The sequence below is a fragment of the Microbacterium lacticum genome (assembly GCF_006716815.1).
In the GTDB taxonomy this organism is placed as follows: Bacteria; Actinomycetota; Actinomycetes; order Actinomycetales; family Microbacteriaceae; genus Microbacterium; species Microbacterium lacticum.
In genome coordinates this window covers 158,952-175,438 of sequence record NZ_VFPS01000004.1, presented here as the reverse complement: position 1 = coordinate 175,438, position 16,487 = coordinate 158,952, and the positions used below count along the sequence as shown (strand labels likewise).

Below are 16,487 nucleotides of genomic sequence, written 5' to 3'. Positions count from 1 at the left end.
CATCCATCCAAGCACGGATGCGGTGCGGATGCCCGGGTGTCGCCGATCCTTGACACGCTCGGAACGCGCCGCGACAATGGGGGCAGACCAGCTCAGCGCTCGGGAGTCACGCAGGCATCGCCGCGGCACCGGGCGCTGAGTTTCGTCCAGGGCGGCACCTTGTCCAGGGCGGCACCTTGTCCGGGGCGGCACCTTGTCCGGGGCGGCGGCGGGCTCAGGCGAACAGCGCGGCGGGCGCGGCGACGGTGCGGCCGAGGCGGGCGCGCTCGTCGGCCACGGCGCCGGGGTCTCGGCCCGTGCTGGCACGCTGTCGCGCCGCGGCGAGCGAGGTGGCCTCGGCGATGAACGTCTTCATCTGCCGTGAACGGTCGCCCGGCAGCGTGCGCGCCCACGCGGTCGCGCGACGGCGCCCCGATCCGGTCGCGAGCAGGTCGACCTCGGCGGGCGTGAACCATCCCGCCTGCGCGTACTCGCCGAGCCGCTGCCGCGTGAGACGCGCCTCCTCGCGCCGCAGCGCGATGAACCCCAGCACGAACGCGATGAACAGCGGCACCTGCAGCGTGATGTACAGGTGGAAGAAGTCGGCGAACAGGGCCGACCCGTTCCACAGCGCGTGGAGCGCCGCGGCGCAGAGCATGCCCACGAGCCCCGCCCCGGCGGCGGCGCGCACCGTCGCCCCCGCGCGCGCGGCGCGACCGATCGCGTGGCCGGTGACCGCGGTGAACATCACGTGCGCGAAGGGCGAGAGGATGCCCCGGAGGACGAACGTGAAGGCGGTCTCCGAGAGGCCGCCCTCGATGAGGCTCGTCGCGAAGTAGAGGATGTTCTCGGTGAACGTGAACCCCGCCCCGACGAGCGGCGCCTCCGTTCGTCCATGCGGCTCAGCCCAAGGCGCGGCCACCGCGGGCCGCCAGACGCCACCGGCCTCGCCCGCGCGGCGGCTAGCCTGGGGCCATGCGTTTCGCCCACATCCGCCCGCCCGGCTCGACGGATGCCGAGCTCGCCGTCGTGCAGGAGGGCACGGCCGCACTCGTCGGCGACCTCTTCCCCGGCGCACCGCGACGGCTGCAGGCGCTCATCGACGGCGGCGACGAGCTGCTCGCGCGCGTGCGCTCCGCCGCGGCGGGCGTCACCGGCATCCCGCTCGACCAGGTGACCTACGGACCGGCCGTCGACGCGCCGCCGGTGGTGCTCGCGATCGGCCTGAACTACGCCGCGCACTCGAGCGAGCTGGGCCTCAAGGCCGACTCGGCGCCGACCGTGTTCGTGCTGTGGCCGAACTCGCTCTCCGCGCACGAGGAGACGACCGTCTGGCCGCGCACGCTCAGCGAGTCGATCGACTACGAGGCCGAGCTGGGCGTCGTGATCGGCCGCGCCGCGAAGGACGTCGCGCCGGCCGACGCGCTCGCGCACGTGTGGGGATACACCGTCGTCAACGACATCACGGCGCGGGACATCCAGTTCTCCGAGGCGCAGTGGTCGCGGTGCAAGTCGTTCGACGGGTTCACCCCGAACGGCCCGTTCGTCGTCACCGCCGACGAGATCGGCGACCCCGGCGACCTGCACATCTGGGCCGTCGTCGACGGGCAGACGGTGCAGGATGCCTCGACGAGCCAGATGATCCGCTCCGTCCCGGCGCTCGTGGCGAGCCTCTCCCGCTCGGCGACGCTGCTGCCGGGAACGCTCATCTCGACCGGCAGCCCCGGCGGCGCGGGCTACTCGCGCGACCCGCAGATCTTCCTCCGCGACCGCTCCACCGTGACGGTCGGCGTCGACGGCATCGGCGAACTCACGACGCACTGCCGGGTGCTCGGCTGAGACGCCGAAGGCGCCGACCCCTCGACGATGTCGGGGATGTCGGCGCCTTCAGGTCACCGTGCGGATCCGTGCGGATCAGCGGTTCGACTGCTCCAGGACCTCCTGGCAGGAGAGGTCGACGCCCCACACCTGCACGACGGCGGTCGGGTCGTTGAGGCAGGTCGTCGCGGCGTTCAGTGACGGCACGATCACCGCGAAGATGACGATGAGACCGACGACCACCGAGATCGCGCCGATGATGATCGCGGTGATCGCGAAGCCGTTGCCCCGGCCGGCCTTCTTCGACTGCACGAGCGCGACGATGCCGAGGATGAGACCGAGCGGACCGAAGAAGAACGAGACGATGAACGCCACGATGCCGAGGGTCTTGCCGGGCACCGTGCCGCCACCGGCCGCGCCGTTGTACGCGGGCGCGGCGTTGTAGGCGGGCGCACTGTAGGCGGGCGCCGCGTTCTGACCGTAGGCGGGCGCCGCCGGCGGCTGGGTCGTCGGGGCGTACTCGCCGTATGCGGGCTGTGCCGGCTGCGCGGGCGGGGTCGGCTGCGCGCCGCCCTGGTTCGCGGGCGGCGTGGCGTCGGGGGTGTTGGGGTCGGTCATGTCGGCCTCCTGGGTTGCGGAAAATCGCGCCGGTGTCCCGGCCCTCCGACGCTATCGGTCCGTCGCCGCCCGTGCCAGCGCCCGCGCCGTCAGCTCTCGACGAGGTTCTCGGCCGTCTGGATCACCGGGATTGCCTGCGTGATCGCCTCCAACCCCGACAGCCGCGCCGGCGAGAGCTGCTTGTCCACCTCTTCGCGGGTCATGAGCCCCGCCTCGACGACGAGGTCGCCGACGTTGCGGTGGGTCAGCAGCGCGGTCTTGGCGAGGGCGGCGGATGCCGCGTAGCCGATGAAGGGGGTGAGCGCCGTCACGACGCCGACCGACGAGCCGACCATCGCCCCCAGGCGGTCGCGATTGGCGGTGATGCCGTCGACGCAGTGCACGCGGAGGGTGCGCATCGCCCGGCGCATCCAGGTGATCGACTGGAAGATCGAGTGCGCGATGATCGGCTCGAAGGCGTTCAACTGCAGCTGCCCGGCCTCGGAGGCCATCGTCACGGTGAGGTCGGCGCCGGCGACCGAGAAGGCGACCTGGTTCACGACCTCGGGGATCACCGGGTTGACCTTGCCGGGCATGATGGACGACCCCGCCTGCTGCGCGGGCAGGTTGATCTCGCCGAGCCCGGCCTGCGGTCCCGAGGAGAGCAGCCGCAGGTCGTTGCAGATCTTCGACAGCTTCATCGCGTTGCGCTTGAGGGTCGACGAGAACGACATGAACGACCCGGTGTCGCTCGTCGCCTCGACGAGGTCGTCGGCGGTGACGAGGTCGAGGCCGGTGATCTCGCGCAGGTGCGCGAGCACCGCGGGGGCGTAGCCCGGGTGGGTCGTGATGCCCGTGCCGATCGCGGTGGCGCCCATGTTGATCTCGAACATGAGGTTCGCGTTCTCGGTGAGACGCTGGTGGTCGTAGCCGAGCGTCGTGGCGAAGCCGTGGAACTCCTGCCCGAGGGTCATCGGCACGGCGTCCTGCAGCTGCGTGCGACCGATCTTGAGGATGTCGTGGAACTCGACGGCCTTGCCCATGAACGACTGCTTCAGCAGGTCGAGCTCTTCGAGGAGCGTGACGAGGTCGAGGCTCAGGCCGATCTTCACCGCCGTCGGGTAGACGTCGTTGGTCGACTGCGAGCGGTTCGTGTGGTCGATCGGCGAGAGGAAGGCGTAGTCGCCCTTCTGCCGGCCCGCCATCTCGAGAGCGATGTTGGTGATGACCTCGTTGGCGTTCATGTTGGTCGACGTGCCGGCGCCGCCCTGCACGACGCCGACGACGAACTGATCGTGGAACTCGCCGTCGATCACCCGTTGCGCGGCCCGGTCGATGAGGTCGGCGAGGGCCGGGTCGAGCACGCCGATCTGCCGGTTCGCGCGGGCGGAGGCCTGCTTGACCATCGCGAGCGCCTTGACGAGATCACGGTAGACCGAGATCGGGCGCATGGAGATGGGGAAGTTCTCCAGAGCGCGGGCGGTGTGGATGCCCCAGTAGGCATCGGCGGGAATCTCCATGGATCCCAGGGAGTCGGTCTCGGTGCGCGTCGCTGCGTCCTGTGCCATGAGTGCTGTCCTTGTGGGTCGTCGCCTCGGATGGGTCCCCCCGAGCCTAACCCCGCCGACCCCGCACCTCGCTGTACGTCGTGTACAACGTGATGCGGGGACGCTCCGCCGCGGCGGAGGCGTTCGGCGGCCGCGCGCCTCCGTGGCCCCGCGGCGCCTCCGTGGCCCCGCGGCGCCTCAGTGGCCCTGCGGCCGGCGCGTCAGCGGTTGACGGCGGACATGTCCGCGTAGCGGTCGCCGACGGGTGCGGCGACCGCGTCGAGCTCCGCGAGCTGCGCCGGCGTGAGCACGAGCGCGTCGGCTCCGATGTTCTCCTCCAGTCGCTCGAGGCGGCGGGTGCCGGGGATGGGCGCGATCCCCTCCCCCTGCGCCAGCAGCCAGGCCAGCGCGACCTGCGCGGGCGTCGCCCCGGCCTCGGCCGCGACACGCTCGATCACCTCGACGATGGCCAGGTTGGCATCCAGGGCGCCGTCGGCGAACCGCGGGTTGCTGCGGCGGAAGTCCTTCTCGTCGAGCGTGTCGACCGAGCGGATCGCGCCGGTGAGGAAGCCGCGGCCGAGCGGCGAGTACGGAACGAAGCCGATGCCGAGCTCACGGAGGGCGGGCAGCAGCTCCGTCTCGGGGTCACGCGTCCAGAGCGAGTACTCGGTCTGGACGGCGGTGACCGGGTGCACGGCGTGCGCTCGGCGGATCGTCGCGACGGATGCCTCGGACAGGCCGTATCCGCGGATCTTCCCCTCCGCGATCAGCTCGGCGAGCGCGCCGACGGTCTCCTCGATCGGCACCGCCGGGTCCATCCGGTGCTGGTAGTACAGGTCGATTCGGTCGGTGCGGAGGCGCCGCAGCGAGCCCTCGACCGCGAGGCGGACGTTCGCCGGGGAGCCGTCGAGGCCGGGCGCGTCGCCCTCGGTGTGGCGGATGGTGCCGAACTTCGTCGCGATGACGGCCTCGTCGCGGCGTCCGGCCTCGGCGAGCGTCTGCCCGAGGAGCTCCTCGTTCGTGTACGGCCCGTACATCTCGGCCGTGTCGAGGAGCGTGACACCGCGGTCGAGGGCGCCGAGGATCGTGCGCGCGCCGCCGGCGTCGTCCTGCCCCGCGCCGGTGTAGAACGCGCTGATGCCCATCAGCCCGAGGCCGAGCCGGCCGACGGTGAGCGGGGCGTCGGTCCCGGTGCCCAGAACGGTGGTCTTCATGAGATCTCCCTGTCGTAGATGTCGATCTTGTGGTCGATGGCGGCGAGACTCGCCGTGATCTCCTCCAGCTGCGTGCGCACCGCGGCACGGTGCCGCACGAGCAGCTCGCGGCGCTCCGCGATGGTCGCATCGCCCGCGCGGACGATGTCGGTGTGGCGGCGCATGTCCGCGATCGGCATCCCGGTCCAGCGCAGGCGGGTGAGGAACCGCACCCAGGCGATGTCGGCGTCGGAGTACCGACGGTGCGACGAGGATGCCCGATCGACCGGCGTCAGCATGAGGCCCGCACGCTCGTAGTACCGCAGCGTGTGCGCCGAGACTCCCGTCGCGGCCGACGCCTCGGCGATCGGGAGTCCTTCGTGGAGGAGGGTCATGCCTTCACGGTAGAACTTCGAGCGCGCTCGAAGTCAAGCGGGTTTGCGCGAAAAGGCCTCCAGGCGCTCGTCGGGGCTGAGCGCCGCCATCCGCTCGAGCCATTCCGCGGAGAAGAACTCGGCCGTCTCGGCCTCGCCGACCGGCACGACGGCGTGGGTGATCGTGTCGTCGTAGACGTGCACGAGATGGAACGACTGCCCGGCATCCATGCCGTTGACCTCTGCGGGCGGGCGCTGCAGGTTCATCGTGTAGCAGGTGGCGGATGCCACGCTCACCGGCACCCCCGCGAACGTGCCCGACGTCGAGTAGTGCAGGTGCCCGGCGAGGATCGCGCGCACGTCGGTGCCCGCGATGACGCCGGCGAGCGCGTCCTGATGGCGGAGCTCGAGGATGTCGAAGAACGGGATGTGGCTCGGCAGCGGCGGGTGGTGGAGGGCCAGGATCGTGCCGAGCGGGGCGGGTTCGGCGAGCACGCCGCGGAGCCACTCGAGCTGGCCCGGGTCGAGGTCGCCGTGGTGCCACCCGGGCACCGTCGAGTCGAGCGCGATCAAACGCAGGCCGTCGAGGTCCCACACCCCCGTCACCGGCTCCTCGGTGGGCGCGGCGCCCAGGAGTGCGGCGCGCAGCGCGGGCCGCTCGTCGTGGTTTCCGGCCACCCACACGAGCGGTGCCCCGAGGCGGGCGGCGAACGGCTCGACCTCGGCGCGCAGGGCCGCGTAGGCCTCGGGCTCGCCGAGGTCGGTGAGGTCTCCGGTGAAGACGATCGCATCGGGGCGGACGCCGGTGCGCTCGACCGCCGCGAGGGTGGCGGTGAGGTTCGCGGCGGTGTCGTAGCGGCCTCCGAGGGGCCGATTGCCGGCGAGCAGGTGCGTATCGCTGAGGTGGACGATCACGCGCCGCGCCGGCGGATGCTGACCGAACTGCGGGTGCGCCGAGACCATGGCCTCAGCCTAGGCCGACACCGCGACACTCACTTGACGACGATGAGCGCGAGGCCCGCCAGCACCGCGAGCGCGCACATCGTGAACGACGCGTACGCGCCCACCAGCGCCGCCTGCTTCTGCGCGTCGGTGAGCGGGCTCTTCTCGGCGGCCTTGGCCGCCGCCTTCGCCGCGCGGCGCGCATCCTTCTCGCTGATCACGGTGATCGCGTCGGTGAACTCCGCCGGCGCGACGACCGGCGCCCGGCCCGCGCGCACGAGCAGCCGCAGGCCCATCGCGTAGAAGCCGACCACCAGGAGCGCGCCGATCAGGGCGGCGACGAACACCTGCACGAATGCGAACCAGTCGACCTCGATGCTCATCGCTGCGATCCCTTCCCCTCGCTGCCATGTTCGGAGCCACTGCGTTCCGCCCCGCGCCGATCGTCGGCGACCCGGCGGGCATCCGCCTTGGCCTGCTGCTTCTCGCGGGCCTTCTGCTGCTTACGCTCCGCCTTCGCGCGGGCCTCGGCCTCGGCCTTCAGCCGCGCCTCCTCGCGCGCGATCGCGCGCTGGCGGCGGGTTGGCGGGGCCTTGCGCGGCACCTTGACCGCGTGGCCCGAGTCGGCGACTTCGCTCATCGCGTTGCCGGCGTCGACCTGGTCGCGGCGCGAGCGCAGGAAGAGGCCCACGATGACGATGACCGCGAGCACGGCGTCGATGAGGATGCCCCACGGGCCGAACCATACGACGAGGAGCGCCGCCAACGCGCCGACCGCGGCGGAGGCGGGCAGGGTCAGCACCCAGCCGACCGCGATGCGCCCGACCGTCCCCCAGCGCACCGTCGATCCGCGGCGGCCGAGACCCGAGCCGATCACCGAGCCCGAGGCGACCTGCGTCGTCGAGAGGGCGAAGCCGAGCGCGCTCGAGGCGAGGATCGTGGCGGCCGTGGAGGTCTCGGCCGAGAAGCCCTGCGCGGGCTTGACGTCGGTGAGCCCCTTACCGAGGGTGCGGATGATGCGCCAGCCGCCCATGTACGTGCCGAGCGCGATCGTGAACGCGCACGCGAAGATCACCCAGGTCTGGGGATCGGCGTGCGAGGCATCCTGCCAGCCGACCATGATGAGGGCGAGGGTGATGACGCCCATCGTCTTCTGCGCGTCGTTGGTGCCGTGCGCGAGGGCGACGAGGGATGAGGTGAAGATCTGGCCCCAGCGGAACCCGTCGCGGCCGTCGGGCTTGTTGTCGTAGCGGCGGGTGATCGCGTAGGCGAGGCGGGTCGCGAGGAAGGCGATCACCCCGGCCGTGAACGGGGCGATGAGCGCGGGCAGCACGACCTTGCTCAGCACCATGCCGAAATCGATCGCCTGCGCGCTCGCGCCGACGAGCGTGGCGCCGATCAGGCCGCCGAACAGCGCGTGCGACGAGCTGGAGGGAAGGCCCAGCAGCCAGGTGAGCATGTTCCAGACGATCGCACCGATGAGCCCGGCGAAGATGATCGGGAGGAAGTCGATCGGTGTGATCTGGTCTTCGCGGATGATCCCGTGCGAGATGGTCTTGGAGACCTCCGTCGACAGGAACGCGCCGACGAGGTTGAGACTCGCGGCGAGCATGACGGCGACCTTGGGCTTGAGCGCACCGGTCGCGATCGGCGTCGCCATGGCGTTCGCCGTGTCGTGGAAGCCGTTGGTGAAGTCGAAGAAGAGCGCCAGCACGATCACCAGCACGACGATGAGGGCAGCGGTTTCCACAGTTCGCTTTCGTCGGGAGAGAGGAAAAAGGGAGCCGACGGAATCGGCGGTGCGAACGAAGAGTTCACCGTGGGTTCATGCTCCGGCAACCGGACCTCAGAAATCTTCGCACATCGCGGCGTGTCTGCGGGACGCGGGAGCCGGAGCAAACGGCCCCCGCACCCCGGCGTCGACTAGCGTGGAAGGGTGAGCAGCGCCCCTCTCGGCGGCAGCGCGGCACCCCGCGCCGTCGTCCACCCGACCACCCGCACGCATCACGGCGACGACGTCGTCGACGACTACGAGTGGCTGCGCGCCAAACAGGACCCCGCCGTGATCGCCCACCTCGAGGCCGAGAACGCCTACACCGAGGCCCGCACGGCGCACCTCGCCCCGCTCCGCCAGCGGATCTTCGAGGAGATCCGCTCGCGCACCCGCGAGACCGACCTGTCGGTGCCCACCCGGCAGGGCGAGTGGTGGTACTACGGCCGCACGGTCGAGGGGCAGCAGTACGGCATCCACTGCCGCGCACCGCTCGCCTCCCCGGAGGACTGGACTCCCCCGGCGCTGACGCCCGGCGTCGACGTGCCCGGCGAGCAGGTGCTGCTCGACGGCAACGAGGCCGCGGCCGGCCACGAGTTCTTCTCGCTCGGCAGCTTCGACGTCTCCACCGACGGCACCCGGCTGCTGTACGGCGTCGACGTCGAGGGCGACGAGCGCTACTCGCTGCGCGTGCGCGACCTCGCCACCGGCGCCGACCTCGACGACGTCGTCGAGAACACCTCCGCGGGCGCCTGCTTCTCGCCCGACGGCCGGTTCGTGGTCTACACGACGATGGACGACGCCTGGCGGCCCGACTCGGTATGGCTGCACGAGGTGGGAACGGATGCCACCGCGGACGTCCGCCTCTTCCACGAACCCGACGAACGGTACTGGGTCGGGGCGGGCTTCACCCGCAGCGAGCACTACCTCGTGATCGACGTGGGCTCCTCCATCACGACCGAGGAATACCTCGTGCCGGCATCCGACCTCCGCACGCCGCCCCGCTCGATCTGGCCGCGCCGCGAAGGGGTCGAGTACGCGGCGACCCACGCCGTCGTCGGCGGCGAGGACGTGCTCTATATCGTGCACAACGACGGCGCGCTCGACTTCGAACTCGTCCGCGTCGCCGCCGACGACCCGACCGGGCCGCGCACCGTCATCTCGGCGCACGAGCCCGGGCGGCGGCTTCTCGACGTGTCGGCGTTCCGCGACTGGGCGGTCGTGTCGTACCGCCGCGAGGGGCTCGCGCGCCTCGGCATCCTCTCCTACGAGACCGGCGCGATCGACGAGCTCGACTTCGACGAAGAGCTCTACGCGGCCGGCGCGGGCGGCAACCCCGAGTGGGCGACGCCGATCGTGCGCCTCGGCTACGGCTCGTTCATCACGCCCGGCACCGTCTACGACTACGTCGTGGCGACCGGCGAGTTCCTGCTGCGCAAGCGGCAGCCCGTGCTCGGCGGCTACTCGCCCTCCGACTACGCGCAGCGCCGCGAGTGGGTGCGCGCCGACGACGGCACGCTCGTGCCGGTCTCGCTCGTGTGGAGGCGCTCGTTCGGCGAGCCCGGCACGGGGCAGGCCCGCCCCGTGCACCTCTACGGCTACGGCTCGTACGAGCACTCGATCGAGCCGGGCTTCTCCGTCGCGCGGCTGTCGATGCTCGACCGCGGGGTCGTCTTCGCGATCGCGCACGTGCGCGGCGGCGGCGAGCTCGGCCGGGCGTGGTACGAGAACGGCAAGCTGCAGCACAAGCGCAACACCTTCACCGACTTCGTTGCGGTCGCGCGCCACCTCGTGGCATCCGATGTGACTTCGCCCGCGCTGCTCGTCGCCGAAGGCGGCTCGGCCGGGGGGCTGCTGATGGGCGCCGTCGCGAACCTCGCGCCGGAGCTGTTCGCCGGCATCCTCGCCGACGTGCCGTTCGTGGATGCCCTGACGACGATCCTCGACCCGTCGCTGCCGCTCACGGTCATCGAATGGGACGAGTGGGGCGACCCGCTGCACGACCCGTCGGTCTACGAGTACATGAAGACGTACACGCCGTACGAGAACGTGCGCGAGGGCGTCGACTACCCGCGGATCCTCGCGACGACCTCGCTCAACGACACCCGGGTGTACTACGTCGAGCCGGCGAAGTGGGTCGCGCGCCTGCGCGCGGTGGGAGCGGACGCGCTGCTCAAGTGCGAGATGGTCGCCGGACACGGCGGCGTCTCGGGCCGCTACAACGCCTGGCACCAGCGCGCGTTCGAGCTGGCGTGGCTGCTCGACGTGCTCGGCCTCGCCGAGGACTGAGTCCGGGGCATCCGCTTCGCCTGGCCCGGTGGCTGCGTGGGGCATGTGGCGGTGGTGTGGAGCATCACCGAGGCAGGAGATCTCACGGAGGCAGGATGCCTCGGGCTGGTTTCGTCCTGCGCCGGTGATTTGTCCTGCGCCGGTGATGCGCGGCGAGGCGGGGTCAGCGCAGCGCCGGCGTCAGGTGGCGCTGCTGCGCGAGGGCCGTGGCGATCGTCGCGACGACCTCGTCGGGGTGGAAGAGGAGCTGCACGAGGTCGAAGCGCAGCACCGTGTAGCCGAGCAGCACGAGGCGCGCGTCGGCACGGAGGTCGCGTCGACGATCGGCACCCTGATGGTGCGCGAAGCCGTCGAGCTGCACGACCAGGCGCTCCCCGATGAGCCCGTCGACCGGATGCCCGTCGATCCACACCTGCTGGCGCACCTCCACACCCAGCCCGCGCATGAGCACGACGAAGCGCGTCTCGAGCCCCGAATCGGACAGGACGGATGCCAGTGCTGCTAGCTGCTGCGCAGATCCCCGCCACCGCACGCCGGTGAGCACTCCCGGCTGCACGGCGCCCTTTCGGAGCGCCGACTCCCACACGCACAGCGCGTCGGCGGGCGCGGCGCACCCCGCGACGTGCGCGAGGACGTTGATGACGGGCTCGATCAGGGTGGTGCGGGCGACCGGCATCGGCGCGACTCCCCAGTGCAGGCGCACGCCGGTCGGGTCGCGCCGGGCGGCCGTCGGCGGCACCGAGAGGTGGAGCTCGTCGTGCGCGGGCGTCCACAGCCCCGCCCGCGCGGCCGCCGTGAGGCAGGTGACGCGCGCGCCGAGCGCCGCCGCCTGTCGGAGCACCGGATCGGCGCCGGCGAGCGCCAACCACGACCGCCGCTCCCAGTGCGCGGCGCCCCCGCGGACCGCCTGGCGGATGCCATGGGTCGTGAAGCCGGCGTCGCGGAGAGCCGTCGTGTGGGCGATCCCGCCCCGGGCGTGCAGCCAGGCGACGAGCTCTGCGTGCGATCTCATGCCCGCCAGCATCGCGCGGAGCTCTCGCCCGTGGGACGCGATCGGCGCGATCGGTGGAGAACCCTGGCATCCACCCGCCTGGGGAGGAGGCGCCGGCCCCCACGCGACGCCACATCACCCCACGCCACATCACCGAGGCAGGACAAATCACGAAGGCAGGACGGATCCGGTGGATTCCGTCCTGCCACGGTGATTTGTCCTGCGTCCGTGACGCGCGAGCGTCACCCGAAGAGCGCGGCGGCCTCTTCGTAGCGGTACAGCGGCACGGTGTTGAGCTCGCCGAGCGCGTCCTCGAACGGCACGCGCACGATGTCGGTGCCCTTGAGCGAGACCATCTGGCCCCAGGCCTCTTCCGCGACGACGTCGGCCGCGTGCAGGCCCAGCCGCGTCGCGAGCACGCGGTCGAAGGCCGACGGCGAGCCGCCGCGCTGGATGTGGCCGAGCACGGTCGCACGCGTCTCGATGCCCGTGATGCGCTCGATCTCGGGCGCGAGGATCTCGCTGATGCCGCCCAGGCGCGGGCGGTTGAAGGCGTCGAGCCCCTTGTCGCTGTAGGCCTCGTCCATGCCGGTGAGGGTGAAGCCCTCCGACACGACGACGAGCGGCGCGCGGCCGCGGTCGTGGGCCTTCTGCACCTGCGCGGTGATCTCGTCGATCGACATCGGCACCTCGGGGATGCAGATCACGTGCGCGCCCGCGGCGATGCCCGAGTGCAGCGCGATCCACCCGACGTGGCGACCCATGACCTCGGCGACCATGCAGCGCTTGTGCGAGTCGCCGGTCGTGCGCAGGCGGTCCATCGCCTCGGTGGCGATGTTGACTGCGGTGTCGAAACCGAACGAGTAATCGGTCGCGCGCAGGTCGTTGTCGATCGTCTTCGGCACGCCCATGACGTTGATGCCGTCGTTGTAGAGCCGGTTCGCCGCCGCGAGGGTGCCCTCGCCGCCGATCGCGATGATGCCGTCGATGTGGTGGGCGTAGAGCGTCGCCTTGATGTTCTCGGCGCCGCCGCGGGGGCCCTCGTAGGGGTTCGTGCGCGAGGTGCCGAGGATCGTGCCGCCGACCTTGGACAGGCCCCTCACCTCGTGCCGCGTCAGCGGGAAGAAGTCGCCGTCGACGACGCCGCGCCAGCCGTCGCGGATGCCGACGAACTCGATGTTGTAGGTCGTGGTGCCCTTGAGGACCACGGCGCGGATGACCGCGTTCAGGCCGGGGCAGTCGCCGCCGCTGGTGAGGATGCCGATCTTCATGTGGGGATCCTTCGGTTGGATGTCGCTGGGGATGTCAGGGGCGTCGCTGCCTCTGTCGACACTATCGCCGGAACGGGCGCGGATGCCACCGAGCCCGCCGTCCTAAATAGACGGCGGGCTCGGTGCGCGCTCCGCGCCGGGGCGCGACGCGGGGTGGATGCCTCAGTCGGCTCCGAGCGCCTGGCGGAGCAGATGCATGAGCGCCGACAGCTGCACCGAATCGCTCGAGGTCGGGTCGACCTGCTCGCCGTCGAGGGCGCGTGCGGCCAGCGACTGCTTCGAGTCGATCAGCTCGGCGATCTTTGTGTCGATCGTGTGCGCCGCGATGATCCGCCACGCCGTGACGGGCTCGTCCTGCCCGATCCGGTGCACACGGTCGATCGCCTGGGTCTGCTCGGCGGCCGTCCACGACAGCTCGGCGAGCACGACGTTCGAGGCCGCCTGCATGTTGACCCCGACGCCGGCGGCAGTCAAGGAGCAGACCGCGATCGCGACGTCCGGATCGTTGTTGAATGCGTCGATGGCCTGCTGGCGGGCGGTGGTCGTCTGGTTGCCGCGGATCGAGACGGTGCGAAGCCCCGCCTGCGCGAAATGCGCCTCCGCGGCATCCATCACGTCGATGTGCTTCGCGAAGAACACGACCTTGCCGACCGAGCGCTGCAGCTGCGCGGCGTAGTCGGCCGCGAGCAGGGCCTTCGCCTGACCGATCTTCCGCACCATGGTGAACACGTTGTCGGCGCCGGCACCGGCGGCCTTGGCCTCTTCGAGCTCGCCGTGCGCGACGAGGCGCACGATGTCGTCATCGGCCTCGCCGCGGATGACCCGGTCACCGCGCGCCTCGATGATGCGGCGGTACTTGGCCGCGAGCCGCTCGCCGAGCTCGCGCTCGGCCTCACGGATCGAGCGGCCGTACTCGTCGTCGAGCTCGACGGGCAGATCGGCGATCAGCTTGTCGGGGAGGTCGGCGGCGACGTCCTTCTTCTTGCGGCGCACGATGCCCATCGAGATGACGGCGTCGCGCGCTTCGGGATAGAAGGCCTTGTCGGCGGGGGTGAAGCCCGTGGCATCCAGCTTCGCCATCAGCTCCGGACCGGGCTTCTCGCCGTTCGTCCAGCCGAGGAAGCGCCAGATCGCGTCGAAGTCCTCGACGTCGTTGATCAGCGGTGTGCCGGTGAGGGCGAGCATGAGCGGGTCGCTCACCTGCTCGCGGATGCGCGCGCCGAGCGCGAGCACGTTCTGCGAGCGCTGCGAGCCGAGGTTCTTGATGAAGTGCGCCTCGTCGACCACCATGCCGCGAAGGCCCAGCGACGAGAGCCACGACAGGTGCCGGTCGAGCACCTCGTAGTTGACGATGAACACGTCGGCGAAGGCGTCGACCTGGTCGCCGTCGCCGTGGATGACCGTCGCACGGCGCTGCGGCGTCCACCGCTCGACCTCGCGCGCCCAGTTCATCTTGACGACGTTCGGCACGACCGCGAGCAGCGGGTAGGCGCCGGCGACGGATGCCGCGAGCACCGACTCGGCCGTCTTGCCGAGTCCCGGCTCGTCGGCGAGGAGGAACGAGCGGTGTCCCGCGCGCACCGACTCGAGGAACCGCGACTGGTGCGGCATGATCTCGAGCCCCTTGGGCGAGAGGCGGTCGAACTCGGGGACGGGCGGCAGCTCCATCGAGGCGTTCGCTCCGCCGGCGCCGGTCTCGAACGCCTTGTACAGCGGGCCCATGAGCTCCCAGCCGTCGAGGCGACGACGGGCGGTGGATGCCGGGGCGCGCAGCGCCACGTCGGGCGCGAGGAACGGGTTCGCCTCGCGGCGCGCGTCGATCTGCGGCGGGGTCACCTGGCGCGACGCGACGGCGGCGGGGACCACGGAGGTTTGCACGGGCGCCACGTCGGTGATGATCAGCTCGTCCTCGGGGAGCTCCGCCCCCGACTCGAGCAGCCAGTCGCGGCGCATGCGCTTGGCGACCGGCGAGGTGGCCTGGTCGACCTCGAGCAGCTGGATGAGCGAGGTGTCGCGGGCGGCCGTCTTGGCGAGGATGGTCGCGACGCCGTCGAGGCGCTTGAGCAGCTCGGCGCGCGCGGCGGCGGGGATCTCCTCGTCGGCCTTCACGCGGGCGCGCTCCTCGCGGACGAGGAAGGCGATCACCTGGAACTTGACGCGGTTGGTGGGCCCGAGCTTTCCGCGCTGGGCCTTGGCCTCGACCTCGCGCACCTTGCGGGCGAGGATCGGGATGAGGGGGGCGTCGTCGTCGCGACGGGCGGACGACCCCCGGTTCGATGCGCCGCGCCGACGGGCGGGCGCGGTGGATGCCGTGGGCGGCATGCTCCTCCTGAGCTGAAAAGCCGGGCGAACCGGCGTGACACCGGCCCCATCAGTTGCGTGACGGGCCGGCCGGTCGAAGTCCGCGGCGGATGCCGCGGGGAAATGCGCGAGACCTGCGGATCCGGCTGCGGGTACTCGCTTCTGCGAGCTGCGGCGACGGGGACGCGGGAATCTCGGCTCACAGTCTAGCCGAAGGCGGCATGCAGGCACAGCGCCAGCGTCAGCTCGACCCGGTCGATGGGCCCGGCACGCCCCGCCTCGAAGCGCGTCACGCGCTGGCGCACCGTGTTGCGGTGGACGCCGAGCTCCTCGGCGGTGCGCACAGTCGATGTACCGATGGACGGTCTCGGCGACGGCCCGCACGAGCGAGATACGCTGCTCCTCCCCCGCCGAGAGCTCCTCGACGGCGTCGATCCCGAGCCGCAGGAACATCGACTGCCCCAGGTAATAGGCGCGGGTGAGGGCGCTGACCGGCACATCCCGCTGCGCGAGACGGATCGCGTATTCGGCGGCCGCGGTCGTCGGCTGCAGGTTGTCGATGTCGATGTCGTTGGCGAGGATGTGGCAGATCGTCGAGACGTTGCCCTCGATGCTCGCCTGCAGCATCTCCACCAGCTGCGGATCCCCGCCGAGTTCGCCGATGCTCGCGACGAGCAGATCGCGCATGTCCCGCACGATCTCCGGCAGACGGGCATCCAGGCTCTCCGCCACGAGCACGAGCTGCCGACGCGTCAGCTCGGCCTCCTCTCCGGCATCCGTCTCGCTCATGCGCTCGCCACCCCGAGGCGGCGGAGGGCCCGCTCGGCCGCGTTCGCCCCGCTCGTTCCGTGGATGCCCGGCCCCGGCGGGGTCGCGGCGGAGCAGAGGTACGTTCCGGGCACGCCGGTATCGTACGGGAACGGCGAGACGCGCGGTCCGGTGAGGAACTGCACGGGCGTCTTGGCACCGGTGAGGATGTCTCCGCCGACGAAGTTCGGGTTCTCGCGCGACATCTGCGTGGCCGACTGCACCCGGAGGGCGAGGATGCGCTCGCGGAACCCGGGCGCGAACCGCTCGATCTGCGCGACGATCGCGGCGCGCCCGACCTCCGGGTCGCGCCACGGCACGTCCTCGGCGACGGCGAGGTCGACCTTGAACGCGGCGGGACCCGGGCGGAAGCGGCGATACGCCTTCGCGGTGCGCGGCGGCATCCAATAGTCCAGGATCTCGGCGGCGTGACGGTCGCCGGCCGTGCCGGGCACCCAGCTCCACGGGCGGAGCCGGATCGTGCCTCCTTCGGGTACAGGTTCTCGCCGCCGCGGATGATCATGTCCTTGATGCGGTCGACGATGCGGAGGTATCCGTCGTCGTCGACGATGCCGACGTCGCCGGTGTGCAGCCATCCGTCGCGCAG

General features: G+C 71.4%; 15 protein-coding genes and 1 pseudogene. 2 read left to right on the top strand and 14 right to left on the bottom strand.

Annotated elements, in window-relative coordinates; translation table 11 throughout:
- Positions 1 to 214: 214 nt before the first annotated feature.
- A complete protein-coding gene (locus FHX68_RS12175; protein ID WP_229661517.1) occupies positions 215 to 901 on the bottom strand; it encodes a PrsW family intramembrane metalloprotease in 687 nt (228 codons plus the stop codon).
- A gap of 53 nt (positions 902 to 954) precedes the next feature.
- Here FHX68_RS12175 and FHX68_RS12170 point away from each other — a divergent pair, with 53 nt between their 5' ends.
- The gene (locus FHX68_RS12170; RefSeq protein WP_141379856.1) at positions 955 to 1,818 is read left to right on the top strand and encodes a fumarylacetoacetate hydrolase family protein; all 864 of its coding nucleotides are present in this window, start codon (positions 955 to 957) and stop codon (positions 1,816 to 1,818) included.
- Between the two features lie 75 nt (positions 1,819 to 1,893).
- On the opposite strand, the gene FHX68_RS12165 is transcribed toward FHX68_RS12170, so the two are convergent.
- From FHX68_RS12165 to FHX68_RS12135, 7 genes are all read right to left on the bottom strand, one after another.
- Entirely contained in the window at positions 1,894 to 2,415 is a 522-nt protein-coding gene (locus tag FHX68_RS12165) for a DUF4190 domain-containing protein (RefSeq protein ID WP_174799089.1), read from the bottom strand.
- 89 nt (positions 2,416 to 2,504) lie between these two features.
- Complete coding sequence (locus FHX68_RS12160; RefSeq protein WP_141379855.1) at positions 2,505 to 3,962, bottom strand: aspartate ammonia-lyase; 1,458 nt, start codon at positions 3,960 to 3,962, stop codon at positions 2,505 to 2,507.
- 200 nt (positions 3,963 to 4,162) lie between these two features.
- Positions 4,163 to 5,155, bottom strand: coding sequence for an aldo/keto reductase (locus FHX68_RS12155; RefSeq protein ID WP_141379854.1), 993 nt, complete (start codon positions 5,153 to 5,155; stop codon positions 4,163 to 4,165).
- Positions 5,152 to 5,529: a MerR family transcriptional regulator gene (locus FHX68_RS12150; protein ID WP_141379853.1), complete on the bottom strand. Its 378-nt coding sequence runs from the start codon at positions 5,527 to 5,529 to the stop codon at positions 5,152 to 5,154. Before FHX68_RS12150 ends, FHX68_RS12155 begins: the two co-directional genes overlap by 4 nt.
- Before the next feature lie 33 nt (positions 5,530 to 5,562).
- A complete protein-coding gene (locus FHX68_RS12145; RefSeq protein WP_141379852.1) occupies positions 5,563 to 6,471 on the bottom strand; it encodes a metallophosphoesterase in 909 nt (302 codons plus the stop codon).
- Positions 6,472 to 6,500: 29 nt separating this feature from the next.
- Positions 6,501 to 6,833: a peptidase gene (locus FHX68_RS12140; RefSeq protein WP_141379851.1), complete on the bottom strand. Its 333-nt coding sequence runs from the start codon at positions 6,831 to 6,833 to the stop codon at positions 6,501 to 6,503.
- A complete protein-coding gene (locus FHX68_RS12135; RefSeq protein ID WP_141379850.1) occupies positions 6,830 to 8,200 on the bottom strand; it encodes an inorganic phosphate transporter in 1,371 nt (456 codons plus the stop codon). Before FHX68_RS12135 ends, FHX68_RS12140 begins: the two co-directional genes overlap by 4 nt.
- Positions 8,201 to 8,386: 186 nt before the next feature.
- On the opposite strand from FHX68_RS12135, the gene FHX68_RS12130 reads away from it, so the two are divergent.
- Positions 8,387 to 10,510, top strand: a complete 2,124-nt coding sequence (locus FHX68_RS12130; protein WP_141379849.1) for a S9 family peptidase — start codon at positions 8,387 to 8,389, stop codon at positions 10,508 to 10,510.
- Between the two features lie 163 nt (positions 10,511 to 10,673).
- Here FHX68_RS12130 and FHX68_RS12125 read toward each other — a convergent pair whose 3' ends face one another.
- The 6 genes and pseudogenes from FHX68_RS12125 to FHX68_RS12105 all read right to left on the bottom strand — a co-directional run bounded on the left by FHX68_RS12125 (position 10,674) and on the right by FHX68_RS12105 (position 16,335).
- A complete protein-coding gene (locus FHX68_RS12125) occupies positions 10,674 to 11,522 on the bottom strand; it encodes an endonuclease domain-containing protein (RefSeq protein WP_141379848.1) in 849 nt (282 codons plus the stop codon).
- A gap of 221 nt (positions 11,523 to 11,743) precedes the next feature.
- Positions 11,744 to 12,772 carry a 6-phosphofructokinase gene (locus tag FHX68_RS12120; protein ID WP_141379847.1) on the bottom strand — a complete coding sequence of 343 codons (1,029 nt, stop codon included), beginning with the start codon at positions 12,770 to 12,772 and terminating at the stop codon, positions 11,744 to 11,746.
- 162 nt (positions 12,773 to 12,934) lie between these two features.
- Positions 12,935 to 15,094 carry a DEAD/DEAH box helicase gene (locus FHX68_RS12115; protein WP_141379846.1) on the bottom strand — a complete coding sequence of 720 codons (2,160 nt, stop codon included), beginning with the start codon at positions 15,092 to 15,094 and terminating at the stop codon, positions 12,935 to 12,937.
- A gap of 185 nt (positions 15,095 to 15,279) precedes the next feature.
- Positions 15,280 to 15,417 (bottom strand): helix-turn-helix domain-containing protein, encoded by a 138-nt coding sequence (locus FHX68_RS16410; protein WP_188756962.1) that lies wholly within the window; start codon positions 15,415 to 15,417, stop codon positions 15,280 to 15,282.
- A gap of 13 nt (positions 15,418 to 15,430) precedes the next feature.
- Positions 15,431 to 15,862, bottom strand: a pseudogene (locus tag FHX68_RS16405) (RsbRD N-terminal domain-containing protein); the annotation flags it as partial.
- On the bottom strand, positions 15,859 to 16,335 hold the full coding sequence (locus FHX68_RS12105; protein WP_141379844.1) for a phytoene desaturase family protein: 477 nt from the start codon (positions 16,333 to 16,335) through the stop codon (positions 15,859 to 15,861). The pseudogene FHX68_RS16405 and the gene FHX68_RS12105, both read right to left, overlap by 4 nt.
- Between the last annotated feature and the right edge of the window lie 152 nt (positions 16,336 to 16,487).

What these genes read in the sequence shown, in the direction of transcription:
- FHX68_RS12170 (WP_141379856.1), top strand. Translation starts at nt 955, where the DNA reads ATGCGTTTCGCCCACATCCGCCCGCCCGGCTCGACGGATGCCGAGCTC.
- FHX68_RS12165 (WP_174799089.1), bottom strand. Translation starts at nt 2,415, where the DNA reads ATGACCGACCCCAACACCCCCGACGCCACGCCGCCCGCGAACCAGGGC.
- FHX68_RS12160 (WP_141379855.1), bottom strand. Translation starts at nt 3,962, where the DNA reads ATGGCACAGGACGCAGCGACGCGCACCGAGACCGACTCCCTGGGATCC.
- FHX68_RS12155 (WP_141379854.1), bottom strand. Translation starts at nt 5,155, where the DNA reads ATGAAGACCACCGTTCTGGGCACCGGGACCGACGCCCCGCTCACCGTC.
- FHX68_RS12150 (WP_141379853.1), bottom strand. Translation starts at nt 5,529, where the DNA reads ATGACCCTCCTCCACGAAGGACTCCCGATCGCCGAGGCGTCGGCCGCG.
- FHX68_RS12145 (WP_141379852.1), bottom strand. Translation starts at nt 6,471, where the DNA reads ATGGTCTCGGCGCACCCGCAGTTCGGTCAGCATCCGCCGGCGCGGCGC.
- FHX68_RS12140 (WP_141379851.1), bottom strand. Translation starts at nt 6,833, where the DNA reads ATGAGCATCGAGGTCGACTGGTTCGCATTCGTGCAGGTGTTCGTCGCC.
- FHX68_RS12125 (WP_141379848.1), bottom strand. Translation starts at nt 11,522, where the DNA reads ATGAGATCGCACGCAGAGCTCGTCGCCTGGCTGCACGCCCGGGGCGGG.
- FHX68_RS12120 (WP_141379847.1), bottom strand. Translation starts at nt 12,772, where the DNA reads ATGAAGATCGGCATCCTCACCAGCGGCGGCGACTGCCCCGGCCTGAAC.
- FHX68_RS12115 (WP_141379846.1), bottom strand. Translation starts at nt 15,094, where the DNA reads ATGCCGCCCACGGCATCCACCGCGCCCGCCCGTCGGCGCGGCGCATCG.